Below are 16,442 nucleotides of genomic sequence, written 5' to 3'. Positions count from 1 at the left end.
GGGGTGTCTCTATCGTGACGCTACCGATCAGTCAGTACCCTAATATTGCACCACCAACGGTAAGTGTACAGGCAACATATACAGGTGCTGATGCCCAGACGGTAGAACAAACGGTAACAACACCCATTGAAAGTCAGATCAACGGAACGCCGGGCATGCTCTACATGCAGTCTAACAGTACATCAGATGGTTCATCTCGCATTACGGTGACATTTGAAGTTGGTACTGATATCGATATTGCGACATTGGATGTACAAAACCGTGTCGGTATTGCAGAGCCTGTATTACCCGAAACAGTACGTAGGCTAGGTGTCATCACACGGAAAGCCAATCCCGACGTATTGATGATGGTACATCTTATTTCACCCAACGGCACACGCGATCCCAAGTTTTTGGCCAACTACGCATATCTGTACGTAAGAGAAGCTATTTTGCGTGTGAAAGGTGTGGGAGATGTCACGGCATTTGGTCAACCATTTGCTATGCGCGTTTGGCTAGATGCCAATAAATTATCCAACTTAGGACTCACTCCAGCGGATGTCAGTATAGCGATCCAAGAACAGAATTCAAGAATACCAGGTGGAAGTGTCGGAGGTAAACCACAGTCTTCTTCTCAAGTTTTCGAGTACTCAATCGTGACGGATAGTGATTTGAGTACAGAAGAAGATTTCGAAGACATTATCATAAAAACCAATGCAGACGGATCTATTGTCTTACTCAAAGATGTCGCCCGTGTTGAGCTTGGACAGTTTATGTACTCCGTCACAACCAAGGTAAACGGGACTACCTCCAGTGGTATGATGATAAATCAGATGCCGGGTAGTAATGCGGTAGAAACGGCTGAGGGCATATCTGTTGCTTTGGAGCAATTGAAAAAATCATTTCCGAACGACGTCGATTATGTAGTGAGTTATGAAACGGTCTCCGTTGTAGATGCTTCCATTGAATCTGTTTTACATACATTGGTAGAAGCTCTGATCTTGGTTACGGTAGTTGTATTCTTTTTCTTACAAAGTTGGCGAGCTACATTGATTCCTGTAATCGCTATTCCTGTATCAATTATCGGAACATTTATCTTCTTTAATTTATTTGGATTTTCCATCAATAACCTGACCATGCTAGCCTTCGTATTGGCTATTGGGATTGTGGTGGATGACGCTATTGTAGTGGTCGAAGCGGTGCAACATTATATAGACCATGAAAAGCTAGACGCCAAAGAAGCTACCCGAAGGGCGATGAAAGACATCACTGCACCAGTAATCGCGATCGGTTTGATTTTAGCCGCCGTGTTTATCCCGGTCGGAGTTATCCCAGGGATGTTAGGTCAATTGTATCAGCAGTTTGCTATCACGATTGCTGTATCTGTATTGTTATCCGCTTTTATAGCGCTTACACTTACGCCTGCCCTGTGTTCTATTATGCTCAAGCCATCGGCGGTAAACAAAGAAGCAAAGGGTATGAATCGCTTGTTTTACAAATTCAACGTATGGTTCGAAAGTGTCACGCAGAAATACTCTAAGGGTGTGCAAAAATCTATTAAAGCAACTCCCCTAGTACTTATTATTTTGGTCTGCATATTCGTCGGCACCGGTTTTATGTTTGCGGAAAAACCTACTGGTTTCATTCCAAAAGAAGATAATGGCTCATTCTTCATTGGTATCACGCTACCGGAGGGCTCTTCTAATGCTCGGACTAATGTTGTTTTGGAAGAAGTGCAAAAGCTTATCACCGATTCTATACCGGAGATTCAGTATATGACCCAAATCTCGGGCATGAATATTTTGAATCGTGCTTCCAAGCCTAATAACGGTTCATTTTTCGTCTTTCTGAAACCGTGGAACGAGCGAACGCTCACCAATAACGATGTGCTAGAAAAAGTTATGACCATGTTTTCAAAATACAACAAGGCTAGCGTCATGGCGGCTACACCGCCGCCTATACCTGGATTAGGGTCGGCCGGTGGTTTTTCTATCATGATACAAGATGAGCGAAGTACCAATATCAAAGATTTTGAAGAGATGACGCGCAAATTTATTTCTGCAGCTAATCAGAGGCCAGAGATCGCACGTGCTTATACCCTTTTCAATACAAATACACCTAATTACAAGCTAGAAGTAAAACGAGAACAGGCGAAATCTATGGGGGTACCGATCTCGAGTATCTACACTACCTTATCGGCATACATGGGAAGTAGCTATATCAATGACTTTACGCTTTACGGACGTAACTTCAGGGTGGTGTCGCAAGCAGATACGGCATACAGAATGCAAATCGAAGATTTGAAAAAACTATATATTAGAAATGATCAAGGCTTGCCCGTACCAATGTCTACCCTAGTGTCATACGAGTTGGTTCAAGCGCCGGCAATGGTCAGCCATTTCAACTTGTATCGCGCAATCGAAGTCATGGGTGACGCTGCAGTAGGTTATAGTTCTGGACAAGCGCTCAATGCGCTTGAAGAAGTTGCACAAGAAGTGCTGACCGAAGGTTTTTCGTACGGTTATTCGGGAGCCTCTTTACAAGAGAAGGAATCTGGTTCGCAAACTACTATGGTATTTGCACTATGTATTATATTTGTATTTCTATTACTAGCAGCATTGTACGAAAGTTGGTCTGTACCCTTTTCTATCCTACTGTCCGTGCCGCTGGGAGTTTTTGGATCCATTTTGGCACTCACACTTTTGCCAAGTATCGAAAACAATATTTTTGCGCAGATCGGACTGATCACCATTATCGGTTTGGCAGCTAAAAATGCTATCCTAATCGTCGAGTTTGCTAAAGAACGTGTCGACATTGGCATGAACTTAATTGAGGCTACCTTAGATGCTGTAAAACTTCGTCTGCGCCCTATTGTGATGACGTCACTAGCGTTTATTCTTGGAATTATTCCATTAATGATTTCGACAGGTGCTGGAGCAGTTTCGCGCCAAACGATCGGTTGGACGGTGTTTGGTGGTATGGTTGCCGCTACAATCTTGGCCATCTTTATAGTACCCGTGTTGTTTGTGGTCATCACACGCCTTGCTTACGGTAAAGAGAAATTGGCGGAGCTAGAAGCCGGCTTCGATGAAGAAAAGAAAAACAAACTTAGTGCGCATTAATGGTGCACAAATGAAAACTCCGGTCTATTCGTCTTGATTAACACCATAAAAACACCCGACAGATTTCAACATTTGTCGGGTGTTTTTTTATCATACCAACCTACGCTCTTATTTCAACATCAAGCCGACAGAAATACTAAGGTGCTGATGTTGAAATTTGCGTTGTAGATCGAATGCATTTCGATTCAACTCTTGATAGCCATATGAAGCCGAAACAGTGTAATTTGTGCGTCCCCTGGTCTCGTATAAATACAGCAGGCCGCCACGAAGCAAGAATCCCCGATCATACACCGGACCTATACTTGGTGCATATCCAGCATTTCCCAAAAGCCCAATCCAAGAGTGATCGCTGAGATAGGATACGGGCACACGTGCATCAATAAATAAAGGCATTAAATACGTGTCATAGTCGCGGCGAATCGCCGCTCGATCAGTAGCATCTATACTTTGGTACGAGCCGCGAAAAGTCTCATTTCCTACTCCTAAACCCACAAAAGCACGCTCATTGAAGTTTAGCCCAAAGATAAAATGCGCGGCATAACCGTTAAAATTACCATCATAACCCGGATTGCGTACACCAAATTGCCCGCCCAACTGAAATTGGGAATAGTAATAAGTCTGTGCCGATCCGCTCAGCGCTAGCAAGCTAAATAACAGTATCCACGAAAGCCTTTTTCTCATTTATTGGCGGTATTATTCATTTCTGCTTAATGCAATATCTTATACACCAGCTCGCGCAACAGTTCACCCGGCGTTGTATTTGGCCCTACGTGCATACCTTTAGATTTCAGGTCATAATCTTTTAGAAGATTGATGATATCAAAGGTCTTTCGGCGAGAATAATTGCGCGCAGCCAACTCATAATCTTTAGTAAAAAACGGATGCACACCCAGTTCCTTTGCCGCTGCTTGCGAAGATTTGTCGGGCAGATAATGATACTTCAATACTTTAGTAAAATAACTGCCTAACGACCCAATCACGACCGGAATCGGGTTGGATTTAGGATTGGCCGCAAAGTAATCTACAATCTGAAAAGCTTTGAACACATTCTTTTTAGTCAACGCCGTGTTCAGTTCAAACACATTGAAGTCTTTACTAATCCCGATATTTCGCTCTATGTCTTCTGCAGTCACTTCCTTTTCTAAGGGCACATTCAACAAGAGTTTTTCAATCTCGTTGGCCACTTTAGAAAGATCAATACCCAAGTAATCGGCCATCATTGCAGATGCTTGCGGATGTATTTTTCGGCCAACCGACTGAAACTGATCTGCTATCCAAGGTGCCACCTTATCATCGTACAACTTTTTGGATTCTAGCACCACTCCTACTTTATCCAACAGTTTGTAGGTTTTTTTTCGCTTATCTACTAAGCCATATTTATGTGCCAGTACCAGTATGGTATTCGGTGTGGGAGCTTCTAAATATTTCTGGAGCAGCTCATCATCTTTCCACTTCAGGTTTTGTGCTTCCTTTACTAGCACGAGCTGATAGTCGCTCATCATCGGATAGCGCTTCGCGACATTGATAATGGTCATGAAGTCAGTTTCCTTACCATACAAGATGGTCTGATCAAATCCTTTTTGCGCTTCATTGAGTACGGTATCTTCCAAGGCGTCGGACACCACGTCAATGAAATGCGATTCATCGCCATGTAGCAAATACACGGGACTGAATTTTCTGCGCTTTATATCTCCTAAGATTGCTTTAACATCCACTGTACGAAAATACAATTTTTTTATCGGCCTGCTGGCTACAAACCGGTCGGTTGTGGATTTCTCCGTTTATCCGTATTTTTACATATGTTTGTTCCAATCCCGTTAAACCTGCCTACCTGCTCGCTCAAACTTACCAAAGGCGACAACTGTACCTATGTATACGATGAGTTGCGTAAGAAAAAATTGGTTCTTACGCCAGAAGAATGGGTACGTCAGCATTGGATTCACTACCTGCATACACATAAAAACTACCCAAAGAGCCTGATGCAAATAGAGGGCGGTTTAGTGTTGAACACCTTACAAAAACGAAGTGATCTGCTGATATATGACACCGCAGGTTCGAAGATATTGTTGGCAGAGTTTAAGGCGCCAACTGTCAAAATTTCCGAAAAAACATTTTCTCAAATTGCGAATTATAATAAAATTCACAAAATACCCTTACTTTTAGTCAGTAATGGAATTGAGCATTATTATTGTACTATTGACTTTGAACGTGAAGATTTCACTTTTTTGGAAGAGCTTCCAGCATTTCAGAGCAGTAGTCCGAGTGTGTGATTAAGAAATATAACGTAATTTAAAACACAAATATTCCGATAAAGGTTAAGCATATGAATATAGATAAGAACGAATTCAGAAAATACGCTATCAAGCATCACCGTATAGGCAGCCAACATGTCGATAGTTTTATCGGTCGCGTTGAAAGCAATATGCCGACCAATCTTACGCCTTATATCATTGAAGAGCGTCAGATGAATGTAGCGCAGATGGACGTTTTTTCACGTTTGATGATGGATCGTATCATTTTCTTGGGTGATGCTATCAATGATCAGGTGGCCAATATTGTACAAGCGCAGTTGTTGTTTTTACAATCTACTGATTCGCAGCGCGACATCCAGATTTATATCAATTCACCAGGTGGTAGTGTGTACGCTGGCTTGGGCATCTATGATACCATGCAATATATCGCGCCAGATGTTGCTACAATCTGTACAGGAATTGCAGCATCGATGGGCGCCGTATTGCTAGTGGCAGGTGCCAAAGGAAAACGTGCGGCATTGCGCCATTCGCGTGTGATGATTCACCAACCATCTGGTGGTGCACAAGGCGTTGCTTCTGATATGGAGATCAACTTGAGAGAGATGTTGAAATTGAAAGAAGAACTATACACCATCATCGCGGAGCATTCTGGACAAACGTACGACTGGGTAGAGAAATCTTCGGATCGCGACTACTGGATGCGCGCAGCAGAAGCAAAAGAATACGGCATGATTGATGAGATTTTGATGCCAAAAAAGAAGGAAAATAAATAAAAAGATGAGTAAGTCGAACCAAAAAGATATACATTGTTCTTTCTGCGGTATAAGCAAAAGCGAGGCACAGATGCTGATCGCCGGAGATGGCGCACATATCTGTGATCGATGTGTACAACAGGCTAGCGAAATACTCGCCGAAGAACTAAAACAACGCAAAAGCAAAAATCTGCAAACCGTTTTGAAGTTGATCAAGCCGATGGAGATCAAAGAACATCTTGATCAATATGTGATCGGGCAAGACGATGCAAAGAAGGTGATTTCTGTAGCAGTATACAATCACTACAAAAGATTAAATCAGCGAGTAGACCCAGATGAGATTGAGATTGAAAAATCAAACTTAATTGTAGTTGGTGAAACTGGGACAGGTAAAACGCTTTTAGCCAAAACGGTTGCCAAGATTCTCAACGTGCCGTTCAGCATCGTAGATGCGACGGTACTGACAGAAGCAGGCTATGTAGGTGAAGATGTAGAAAGTATCCTCACCCGCTTGTTGCAAGCCGCAGATTACGATGTGGCAGCGGCTGAGCGCGGGATTATCTATATCGATGAGATTGATAAGATTGCGCGCAAGAGCGACAATCCTTCGATCACACGTGATGTATCTGGCGAAGGTGTACAGCAGGCCTTGCTTAAAATACTAGAAGGTACCAATGTAAATGTCCCACCACAGGGAGGCCGTAAACATCCTGATCAAAAAATGATCTCGGTGAATACCAGCAATATCCTATTTATTTGTGGTGGCGCCTTTGATGGTATTCAAAAGAAGATTGCCGATCGTTTGCGTACGCAAACCGTAGGATATAAGATGAAGGATGATGAGCAAGACATCGATCTAAAAAATCTGTATAAGTACATTACGCCACAGGATCTCAAGAACTTTGGTTTGATCCCAGAATTAATTGGTCGTTTGCCCGTATTGACGTATCTAGATCCGTTGGATAAAGACACGTTATTGAGCATTCTTACTAAACCTAAAAATGCGCTAACGAAGCAGTATGCTAAGCTCTTTGAGTATGAAGGCGTATCACTACAATTTGACCAAGAGGTATTCGACTTCATCGTCGACAAAGCTTGGGAATTTAAGCTCGGAGCACGTGGATTACGAAGCATATGCGAGGCAATTATGCTGGATGCCATGTTTGAAATACCAACCAGCAAAGAATACGAAAGCGAGAAAACATTACATGTCACGCTCGACTACGCAAAGAAAAAGATAGCCAAGTCGGATATCAAGAAAATGCAAGTCGCTTAAGACATTCAACCCTCGCCCTAGTGCGGGGGTTTTTATTCACATCACAATTATAAAAATGAAAGGACTCTATGAGCAAAACCAAAAAATCAAAACTCGAAAATTCACCGGTGATTCCCGGACTTAAAAGTAAAGAAGATATCGTCATCAATTGGTTGCCACGTTACACGGGCAGATCATTAGAAGAGTTTGGAGAGTACATTTTACTGACCAATTTCTCTAATTACGTGAAGATCTTCTCCGAAATGAACGACCAAGCTCCTATTCTGGGCTTAGACAAACCGATGCAGACATGTACTGCTGGCGGCATCACCATCATCAATTTTGGTATGGGAAGCCCCATGGCGGCTACCATTATGGATTTATTATCGGCCATCAAACCAAAGGCGGTATTATTTCTGGGTAAAGCAGGCGGTTTGAAAAAGAACAACAACATTGGCGATTTAGTACTGCCCATTGCAGCCATTCGTGGAGAAGGAACCTCCAATGATTATTTCCCACCAGAAGTACCAGCCTTACCAGCGTTTGCATTGCAAAAGGCGATCTCTACAAGTATTCGTGATCACTCTTCAGATTATTGGACTGGCACCGTATATACCACCAACAGACGCGTGTGGGAGCACGACAAAGCATTTAAGAAATATTTAAAAGCGATACGTGCCATGTGTGTGGATATGGAGACCGCAACCATCTTTAGTGTAGGCTTCGCCAATAAAATACCAACCGGCGCATTACTACTCGTATCGGATCAGCCTATGATTCCAGAAGGCGTGAAAACAGCACAGTCAGACGTATCTGTCACCGCAAAATATGTGGAGAAGCACATCACCATCGGTATCGATGCGCTGAAACAGCTTATAAACAATGGATTGACGGTAAAACACCTCCAATTCTAACCCAACACAATAAACATACATCTACCTCTCGGATGTATCAATGTACTTGCTTATGGCAAGTCGTTGATAACAATCCGTATGATTTTTATTAGCTAACCGCCTAATTTTGAATTGCATGTCTAGTTTTTTTGACGTAACTTAGGTCTCGAAATATGGCGTATACAACGCTTAAATATTTCGACCTGAACACAATGAAAAATGCGCTACTACTTCTATTCACCACGATACTCCTATTAACTTCTTGTACAAAAGAGGAAGTAATGGATTACTACCCAGTGGATCAAGATCTAGTTTTGCGTAATGTGAAGTATGGTGAGCATCAGCTTCAGAGCATGGACATATACTTGCCGGCGAGGCGAAGTGTAGATCACACCAAGTTAATCGTTTATGTGCATGCTGGCGATTGGTCATCGGGCGACAAAGATGATATTAGCCTAGATGACAATTCCGTCGGCCTACTAAAGGCTTATTTTCCCGATTACGCTTTATTCAACTTAAATTACCGTTTAGCGACAGACAGTAATAGCTTGACAGCAAAAGATGCTGAAATGGATATATTACAAGCGATGGATTTCATTTATGAGCAAGCACATACGTATCAGATTTCTACTGACACGTACATGGCTGGGCTAGAGTCTGGCGCGCAATTAGCCGCCTTATATGCGCTCAAGAGTTCAGAATCATCTACACGAGTAAAAGGCAGTATTGCTTTTTCTGGCGCATTTGATTTATTAGCTATACATAACGAAGCTGCACCAGCAATGAAATACGCATTACAAGCTTACATTGGTGAATCTCCTCATAATCAAGCTTCTCTTTACGAGACGGCGTCGCCTATTAACTATGTTTCCGCTAACAGTCCGTCATTTTTAATCATTCATGATACAAATAATTCTAAATTTCCAATCACTCAAGCTGAAGCATTTGCCAAACGCCTAAGTGTTTATAATATAGATCATGAAATCATTACATATAACAGCGTGAAAGATAGTATTTCTCTTCCAGACATGAAAAATGTGTTCAACAAGATCAAAACCTTTCTTGTTAAATAGAAATTTCCCAATATTAATGTAAAATTTTCAGTAATTCGTAAAATTCATGATCATTGATGATGAATTTCTAATCTTATTTTTATTTTTGTAACATGCTGAACTGCTTTCATAAGCAAAGTCCGAACCTATTGTGTGACTACTACTTCATTCCGAAAAGGGTATACTACAAATTAGAAGGGATTTACAACATTTATTTAATCACGAACTATGGCTAGCAAACCTGGAGCTCCTACGCCGATGGAAAGGCTGTTTAGGCTATTACATCCGGAAAGGAGAACCATTAATTACATATTTTTATACGCCATAGTAATCGGCGTATTCAGCCTGAGCATTCCGTTGGGTATATCCGCCGTATTCAACTTTCTGACCAACGGTGCCATGTACAGCTCGACTTATATATTGATCGCTTTCGTATTGACAGGTGTAGTTGTAGCGGGGTTGCTATTGATAGGACAGCTTAGCTTAGTTGAATATTTGGAGCAGAAAATATTCCTCCGCTCATCCTTAGAATTTGCCTACCGCCTACCTCGGATTCAACCGTCGGAATTAGAAGACAAAAATTTGGTCGAGTTAGTGAATCGCTTTTTCGACGTAATCGTGATTCAAAAGGGGATTATCAAATTACTGATTGATTTGATTGCTGCCGCAGTAACGATCTTCTCTAGTTTGGTACTATTATCATTCTATCATCCCCTGTTTATTGTGCTGAGTGTAGTCGTTATCGCTCTAATTGCTATCGTAATCGCCATTTACTATCGCAACGGACTAAGTGCTAGTATACAAGAATCTGAACACAAGTATGAGACGGTAGCCTATCTCGAAAATGTGGCAGCTAATATTGAGCAGTATCGAGGAGATAAAGCAAAAATGCAAGAAATCATTACCGACACGGATATGATTACTGGCAAGTATCTTACTGCCAGAAATTCGCATTTCCGTGTTCTAAAGCGCTTCTTTAGCGCTTCGCTCATACTAAGGACCTTATTGTTTGGATCCATGCTTTTGTTAGGATCTTATTTTGTCGTAGAGCGACAAATGACTTTCGGACAGTTTGTGGCCGCAGAAGTACTTATTGTGCAAGTAGGTTATGCGATTGAGAAACTATTCACCAACTTAAACACTATTTTCGATATGCTCACTGGTAGTGTAAAATTGGGTGCGGTAACAGATTTGGCGTTAGAGGAGGATGCTGTACCTTATGGCTACTAGATTGAGGCCCGTAGACCCCAAAGTGGTCAATTGGAAAGATTTGACGAAAGACGGTGAAGAGAAACTGATACCAAACCGCGGACCCATATTTATAGGACGCGTACTCATGGTTGCAGGTGTTATCTTCATTGCATTATTGTTTTTGCCTTGGCGGCAAACTATTCCCGGGCGAGGTACGATTTCTACGCTACGTCCTGAGGACCGACCTCAAACCATTCAAAACCAAATTGGTGGAAGAATCGAGCATTGGGCGGTGAAAGACGGCGACGAAGTTAAAAAGGGAGATACGCTGCTAGTAGTTTCTGAGATTGCACAAATGTATTTCGACCCCGAATTACCGCTCCGATTAGACGAACAGCTGGAAGCCAAACGTAGTAGTGAAAATGCTGCCGATCAAAAAATGATTGCAACAGAAGCGCAGATAGCAGCTTTGAGTAATGGCTTACGTTTTCAGTTGGAATCAGCCAGTAATTCGGCCGAACAAGCTCGAAACGTAGTCAAAATTGATAGTGCAGACCTCATTGCTACAAACAGCTTTCTGGAAACAAGTATAGCAAGGTTGGAGCGCTACGAACAAGGCTATCGAGATGGATTGTTTTCGCTTACAGATATAGAGACGCGTCGATTGAACCTGCAGAATGATCGCGCTAAAGTTATTAGTGCCGAAAACAAATTATCCAACTCCCGTCAATCTTATATCAACGCCAAAATTGAATTGAGCAATATTCGAGCGAGATACAATGAATCTCTGGCCAAAGCGCAATCAGATTTGGGATCTGCATTGTCTACCAAAGCATCCGCGCAGGGTGATATCTCTAAATTAAGAAATGAGATCGCTAACATCGATGTACGCCGTGGATTATATGTAGTGCGTGCACCACAGGATGGTTTCATTGTTAAGACATTAAAAGCTGGTATAGGCGAAACGATCAAAGAAGGTGAATCTGTCGCTACATTGCAATCTAAAAAACCGCTTCTTGCAGCGGAGATATACGTAAACGCGATGGATGTACCACTTATTGGTTTAGAAAATGATACACGTCTGCAATTTGACGGATGGCCTTCTATTCAATTTTCTGGCTGGCCTTCGGTCGCCGTAGGTACTTTCGCAGGAAGCGTAACGGTTATTGACAAAGTCAGCAGCACAAATGGTAAATATAGAGTACTTATTCGCGCAGCTAGTCCTGTCCCAGAAGGAGACGATGATTGGCCTATACAACTGCGCGTGGGCTCTGGTGTATATGCGCGTATCATCTTAGGTCCGGTACCACTATGGTATGAAATCTGGCGACAACTAAATGGCTTTCCACCTAGTCTAGAACAAGAACGAGGCGGGCACGCTTTAGATTAATTTCAATAATCATGTTTAGAATTTTACTATTCATCCTTATTGGCTTATCGACATCTATGCATTGCCCTGCATACGGACAGGCAGATACAACAGTATCATTAACGGAAGAGTTTTCGCTGCAAGACTTAGAAGATTTCTTATTCACCAATCATCCTGTTTTAAAACAGATCAATCTATTGAGTGAGTCTGCACGCGCTTCGGTAACGCAAGCCTTGGGTAAATTCGACCCCGCTTTGTACGCCGATTTTCAAAACAAGTATTTTGGGGAATCAGATTATTACAACGACTGGAGCAGCGAACTAAAAGTACCACTCTGGTTAGCCGGTGCTGACTTAAAAGTAGGTTATGATCGTAATGTTGGTATGTTTACCAATCCTCAAAGTCGCACATCTAATACCGGTCTTTCTGGCATTGGTCTAAGTATACCATTGGGGCAAGGTTTGCTGATCGATAGTCGTAGAAATACCTTGAAGCAAGCGCGCGCGATGGTAGAATACGCTGAAGCAGACCAAGTAAAGCAAATTAATGGTCTTTGGTATCAAGCGGTATCAGATTATTGGGATTGGTATTATGCCTACCGGCAATTTAGATTGCTCGAAGAAGGAGTTCGCCTAGCCGACACTCGATTTCGTGCCATTAGCGCACAAACTGTGCTTGGCGATCGGCCACCAATCGACTCCGTAGAAGCGGCCATTACACTACAGGAGCGAGAGATGCAACTAGCTAAGTATGCGATCGAATTTCGTAACAGAAAATTGATCTTATCCAATCATCTTTGGAATGCAGAAGAGCTACCGGTAGAGTTACCAGATCGCGCCAGACCTTCTGCCGTAGATATCACTGATTTAGCAGCCGATGCTCAACTTTTATCGCAATTATTGGAGGTGGCTGAACAGCAGCATCCAGAATTGCTCATGTTAGAAAGCAAAGGGCTACAGCTCAGCATCGAAGAGCGATATAGGCGCGAAATGCTAAAGCCTCGCCTGGATATATCGGGCACACTTATTTCGAGCCGACGCAGCTTCGGTGAATCTATACCCGCCATTTATGATTTTAATTGGGGCAATTATAAGCTAGGAATGTCCTTTGCCTTCCCTATCTTCTTACGTGGTGAGCGAGGCAAATTGCGCGAAGTACGCATTCAACAAGATCAGCTCCGTTACGATCAAGTGATTGTAGGACGTACTATCCGTAATGATATTAATACGACGTATAATGACTTGACGGCTTATACACAGCAATTGAGATTGCAAGTAAAAAGTATCGCTAATCAAGAGGTGTTGCTAGCTGGCGAAATGCAGAAATTTGATCTTGGGGAAAGTACCTTGTTCATCATCAATAATCGAGAGTCTACACTCATCGACATGCAGCTTCAGCGTGAAAATCTCATAGCTGCATATCAGAAAGCATTAGCTGGCTTGTATTATAAAGCCGGTACGCGCACTACCGAGTTTAACGCGCAGTAACATCCTGTTTTTAATCAATACATTGCTAAAATCGCTTCTTGCACTATTTTACGGCTTCAAGAATTATTTTAATATAACAGCAATGAATTTTACCATTCATGGTATAAATTAGCAAAAATAAACTGTAAAACCTTGTGATGCATGATTCATACGGCATTTACCTTTACAACCTATCTACCACACCCACTTTTAGAAAAGCATGCTTTGTTATGCAAAACCATTAAACTTGCATATTCAGCAAATAATTAATCGATTTTTTTTATCGCCAACATCTAAACGAGTCGATTACTAAAAATATCAAAACACTGTCATTTAACAGAATAATTGTAGCGTTTCATCTACAAATAAAAATAATCAGGCAAAACCGTTACAAACAACTGTCTTAAAGACAGTAATATTACATTATAAATGAAGCTAACATCATACCTATGAGACGTTATACCCAAATTATAACACCCAAAATGAACACACGTAAGAGATTGATGCCCTGAGTATTATACTGATCTTCCCAAGATATCGGGAACAGAGCAAATTATATTCCTGCTTACAGGAATTAAGGAGGTTAAAAATGTGTGTTCTAACATCAAGTATTTATTACCAAATGTGTAATTATAACAGTAAATCACTATGAATCTGAATCATTTTAATCGCAGCTGCAGCTACCATTCTACTGAGCGGAACGTGCCGCAACATCTATTACGAAGAGATTGTATTAGAAAATTTTCAAATACAATCTATATAATATGATAAGTAGAGAAAATATAACGACGTCAATAGTTGAGCGTCATAATTTTCGATCATAGAGTTTCCGTTTTTATTTCAGAATAGTCATTCATTTTAGCTAATAACCTACAATTACAAAGCATGTTCGCTAAAAAAGATTTACATCATAAGTATTCTACCACGGAGATTCATTGGGTATTCATGGAAGAAATGGTGACTTTTTTAGAAAACCAACTTAACTAACATTATTATGAACACACTATTTGCCGACAGCCAAGGAGTCGTACGTTTTGGATCAATTAACCTTGTCAAAAGTATTAAATCAGAGATTCGAGTATTTGAAGCTACTAACCATCATCAGGTGTGCACCATCCTCCGAAACGAAGAGATTGATATGTTAATATTAAATACGGATATGTGTGGAGATCATTCGATCGCTGCGATTACGAAATTTAAAAGTATCCGACCGGAGATTAGAATATTGCTTTTTTCAAACTACACGGAGAAAGCATTTGCTGCCCGCTTATTAGAAGCTGGAGCAGATGCCTTTATTAATGTATGCTCTAAGTTAGAACATATGAAAGACACACTAGTAAATTTTTTTGAAGGAGATGGTGCTGCTCCTACATCTCCAAAAAAAAATAGGTCTTCAGAGCATTATCCAGACCAAGCTTCTGGGCAATGGCTGTTTGAGAAATTTTCAAAACGCGAACGTACCGTTTTATCTTTTCTTCGCAATGGGGTTCCATTGATTGAGATTGCTAGGCTATTATCCATCAAGCCCTCTACGGTTTCAACGTACAAAAACAGAATATACACAAAATTAGGCGTGGTCAATCAACGCGAGTTAACCGATCTCATGATCATGGCAAGCTAAATTATGTTTTTCACCAACCTTCATTCCATAATAGTCATGCATACGTTTGGCTAGGTAATCTGGCAAGTATAACTGGTAATCAAAAGCCATCATAGCACGATTTTATCATCCGCACGATACACAGTATAGCGATCGGATTTTTTTTCAAAATCTCACTTTTCTTCGACGAAACTGATTTCGGGTTGGGCATAGTGGTATAATTTCACGGCAAGTTTACCAACAATTCATCAGAACTAAATTTTAGTTTTCAGGCCTTATGTTTATGTTTTTACGACTTTCTCAGAATAATAAGTATAGCGCTGTGCTTAAATAACGATCTAGTTATTGCTAAAATAAAAATGATATCGCAGTATTAAAGCTGCTTATTGTGAATGGTTGGTAGAATATACTTAAGCAAGATGGAGAAAGGCAACTTGCCGCGCCAATTGCCATAATTACTTCCGGTAAACACGATGGTAAGATCATACTCTGGAATCCCATCTTGTACTGACCACCATTTCCAGAAGCAAATAACACTTCCGTGTTGAATGTATCATCTCGTAGTTTTTCTCGATACCAGTATAACCCATATCGTGCGCTTTCATACGTCGCATCGGATATCTTCGCATTTTCGCCAAAAGAGTAATCAATCGGAATATCGCATGTCGTGGATTGTTCAATCCATTTTGAGCTGATTATTTGCTGACCATTCCACTCGCCCTTTTGCTTGACCAAATTTATGATTTTAAGCATATCTAATGGTTTCATATAAAAGGATCCTGCAGTCATTCCCTGTCCTTTGGGCGAAGTTGTCCAACGGTAATCTAGTATTCCCAACGGTTCAAATAGAAATTGTTTAGCAAACTCCATCACAGTCATGCCGCTCGCGCGGGTAATCACTTCACCCATGATCATGGGATCAATGGAGTTGTACGACCATTTTTGGCCGCTTTTGCGCACCATGTTTATGCTAAGCCAGAAATTGATCCAATCGTCGGTAGCCCACATCGCATCTTCACAATCGGGGCCTGTTCCATAAAACTCTTCGCAATCTAGTCCGGAGCGCATTTCTAGCAAGTGCTGAATGCGAATACCGCGCTTTTCAGGATCTTGCAATTCGGGAAAATAAAGCCCCAATGTATCGTCTAGCTTAATGAGTTGTTTGTCCACAGCAATCCCTGCGAGCAAGCTCGTGATCGATTTGAAGGATGAACGCATATCATGCAAACTATCTGCCTCAAATCCGTTATAATATTGTTCGAATAAAATCGCCGTACCATGCTGTATGACAATGGCATCTATGTTCGGGTAATTATCAGATAGCACTTCTTGATCTAGTTTATCAAGCCTCAATACAGTGTGCGATTGGGCATTGGAAGAAAGACAAAGCAAATACAATAAGCACACGAGAAAAGATCTGATCAGCATGTTTAAAGATAGTATTTACAAAATGCTATAAAGTTCCTTTTAAAAAAAAATTTTAAAACAAAGTTAATTATTACCTACTTTTA

The 16,442-nt window shown here is 41.3% G+C and carries 13 protein-coding genes; 10 read left to right on the top strand and 3 right to left on the bottom strand.

Translation table 11 applies throughout. The annotated features are described in order from the left end of the window. The first annotated feature begins 14 nt into the window (after positions 1 to 14). A complete protein-coding gene (locus tag AC3IRT_RS04050) occupies positions 15 to 3,101 on the top strand; it encodes an efflux RND transporter permease subunit (protein ID WP_489395157.1) in 3,087 nt (1,028 codons plus the stop codon). A 108-nt stretch (positions 3,102 to 3,209) separates the two neighbouring features. Here the strand turns inward: AC3IRT_RS04050 and AC3IRT_RS04045 are convergent, their stop codons facing one another. Both AC3IRT_RS04045 and holA read right to left on the bottom strand, forming a co-directional pair. Next, complete coding sequence (locus tag AC3IRT_RS04045; protein ID WP_489395156.1) at positions 3,210 to 3,782, bottom strand: hypothetical protein; 573 nt, start codon at positions 3,780 to 3,782, stop codon at positions 3,210 to 3,212. A gap of 26 nt (positions 3,783 to 3,808) precedes the next feature. Further along, positions 3,809 to 4,816 (bottom strand): DNA polymerase III subunit delta, encoded by a 1,008-nt coding sequence (gene holA, locus AC3IRT_RS04040; protein ID WP_489396100.1) that lies wholly within the window; start codon positions 4,814 to 4,816, stop codon positions 3,809 to 3,811. An 84-nt stretch (positions 4,817 to 4,900) separates the two neighbouring features. Between holA and AC3IRT_RS04035 the strand changes: the two genes are divergently transcribed. The 9 genes from AC3IRT_RS04035 to AC3IRT_RS03995 all read left to right on the top strand — a co-directional run bounded on the left by AC3IRT_RS04035 (position 4,901) and on the right by AC3IRT_RS03995 (position 14,952). After that, complete coding sequence (locus tag AC3IRT_RS04035; RefSeq protein WP_489395155.1) at positions 4,901 to 5,371, top strand: type I restriction enzyme HsdR N-terminal domain-containing protein; 471 nt, start codon at positions 4,901 to 4,903, stop codon at positions 5,369 to 5,371. 53 nt (positions 5,372 to 5,424) lie between these two features. Then, the gene (gene clpP, locus AC3IRT_RS04030) at positions 5,425 to 6,126 is read left to right on the top strand and encodes an ATP-dependent Clp endopeptidase proteolytic subunit ClpP (RefSeq protein ID WP_489395154.1); all 702 of its coding nucleotides are present in this window, start codon (positions 5,425 to 5,427) and stop codon (positions 6,124 to 6,126) included. Between the two features lie 4 nt (positions 6,127 to 6,130). Further along, complete coding sequence (gene clpX, locus AC3IRT_RS04025) at positions 6,131 to 7,381, top strand: ATP-dependent Clp protease ATP-binding subunit ClpX (protein WP_489395153.1); 1,251 nt, start codon at positions 6,131 to 6,133, stop codon at positions 7,379 to 7,381. 68 nt (positions 7,382 to 7,449) lie between these two features. Further along, a complete protein-coding gene (locus tag AC3IRT_RS04020) occupies positions 7,450 to 8,274 on the top strand; it encodes an AMP nucleosidase (protein ID WP_489395152.1) in 825 nt (274 codons plus the stop codon). A 191-nt stretch (positions 8,275 to 8,465) separates the two neighbouring features. After that, complete coding sequence (locus tag AC3IRT_RS04015; protein ID WP_489395151.1) at positions 8,466 to 9,326, top strand: prolyl oligopeptidase family serine peptidase; 861 nt, start codon at positions 8,466 to 8,468, stop codon at positions 9,324 to 9,326. Between the two features lie 207 nt (positions 9,327 to 9,533). Further along, on the top strand, positions 9,534 to 10,535 hold the full coding sequence (locus AC3IRT_RS04010) for an ABC transporter transmembrane domain-containing protein (RefSeq protein ID WP_489395150.1): 1,002 nt from the start codon (positions 9,534 to 9,536) through the stop codon (positions 10,533 to 10,535). Next, entirely contained in the window at positions 10,525 to 11,886 is a 1,362-nt protein-coding gene (locus AC3IRT_RS04005; RefSeq protein ID WP_489395149.1) for an HlyD family secretion protein, read from the top strand. Before AC3IRT_RS04010 ends, AC3IRT_RS04005 begins: the two co-directional genes overlap by 11 nt. Positions 11,887 to 11,897: 11 nt before the next feature. Continuing rightward, positions 11,898 to 13,352: a TolC family protein gene (locus tag AC3IRT_RS04000; protein ID WP_489395148.1), complete on the top strand. Its 1,455-nt coding sequence runs from the start codon at positions 11,898 to 11,900 to the stop codon at positions 13,350 to 13,352. Between the two features lie 973 nt (positions 13,353 to 14,325). Further along, positions 14,326 to 14,952 (top strand): LuxR C-terminal-related transcriptional regulator, encoded by a 627-nt coding sequence (locus AC3IRT_RS03995; protein WP_489395147.1) that lies wholly within the window; start codon positions 14,326 to 14,328, stop codon positions 14,950 to 14,952. A gap of 327 nt (positions 14,953 to 15,279) precedes the next feature. Here AC3IRT_RS03995 and AC3IRT_RS03990 read toward each other — a convergent pair whose 3' ends face one another. Continuing rightward, positions 15,280 to 16,359 (bottom strand): serine hydrolase domain-containing protein, encoded by a 1,080-nt coding sequence (locus AC3IRT_RS03990; protein ID WP_489395146.1) that lies wholly within the window; start codon positions 16,357 to 16,359, stop codon positions 15,280 to 15,282. Positions 16,360 to 16,442: the final 83 nt, after the last annotated feature.

It is taken from the genome of Sphingobacterium sp. KH_072, from assembly GCF_057837975.1.
The sequence above is the reverse complement of the archived record's forward strand: the minus strand, read 5'-3'. Positions and strand labels throughout refer to the sequence as shown.

Coding starts and splice junctions, on each gene's coding strand:
- AC3IRT_RS04010 (WP_489395150.1), top strand. CDS start 9,534: ATGGCTAGCAAACCTGGAGCTCCTACGCCGATGGAAAGGCTGTTTAGG.
- AC3IRT_RS04005 (WP_489395149.1), top strand. CDS start 10,525: ATGGCTACTAGATTGAGGCCCGTAGACCCCAAAGTGGTCAATTGGAAA.
- AC3IRT_RS04045 (WP_489395156.1), bottom strand. CDS start 3,782: ATGAGAAAAAGGCTTTCGTGGATACTGTTATTTAGCTTGCTAGCGCTG.
- AC3IRT_RS04020 (WP_489395152.1), top strand. CDS start 7,450: ATGAGCAAAACCAAAAAATCAAAACTCGAAAATTCACCGGTGATTCCC.
- clpX (WP_489395153.1), top strand. CDS start 6,131: ATGAGTAAGTCGAACCAAAAAGATATACATTGTTCTTTCTGCGGTATA.
- AC3IRT_RS04015 (WP_489395151.1), top strand. CDS start 8,466: ATGAAAAATGCGCTACTACTTCTATTCACCACGATACTCCTATTAACT.
- AC3IRT_RS04035 (WP_489395155.1), top strand. CDS start 4,901: ATGTTTGTTCCAATCCCGTTAAACCTGCCTACCTGCTCGCTCAAACTT.
- AC3IRT_RS03995 (WP_489395147.1), top strand. CDS start 14,326: ATGAACACACTATTTGCCGACAGCCAAGGAGTCGTACGTTTTGGATCA.
- clpP (WP_489395154.1), top strand. CDS start 5,425: ATGAATATAGATAAGAACGAATTCAGAAAATACGCTATCAAGCATCAC.
- AC3IRT_RS03990 (WP_489395146.1), bottom strand. CDS start 16,359: ATGCTGATCAGATCTTTTCTCGTGTGCTTATTGTATTTGCTTTGTCTT.
- AC3IRT_RS04000 (WP_489395148.1), top strand. CDS start 11,898: ATGTTTAGAATTTTACTATTCATCCTTATTGGCTTATCGACATCTATG.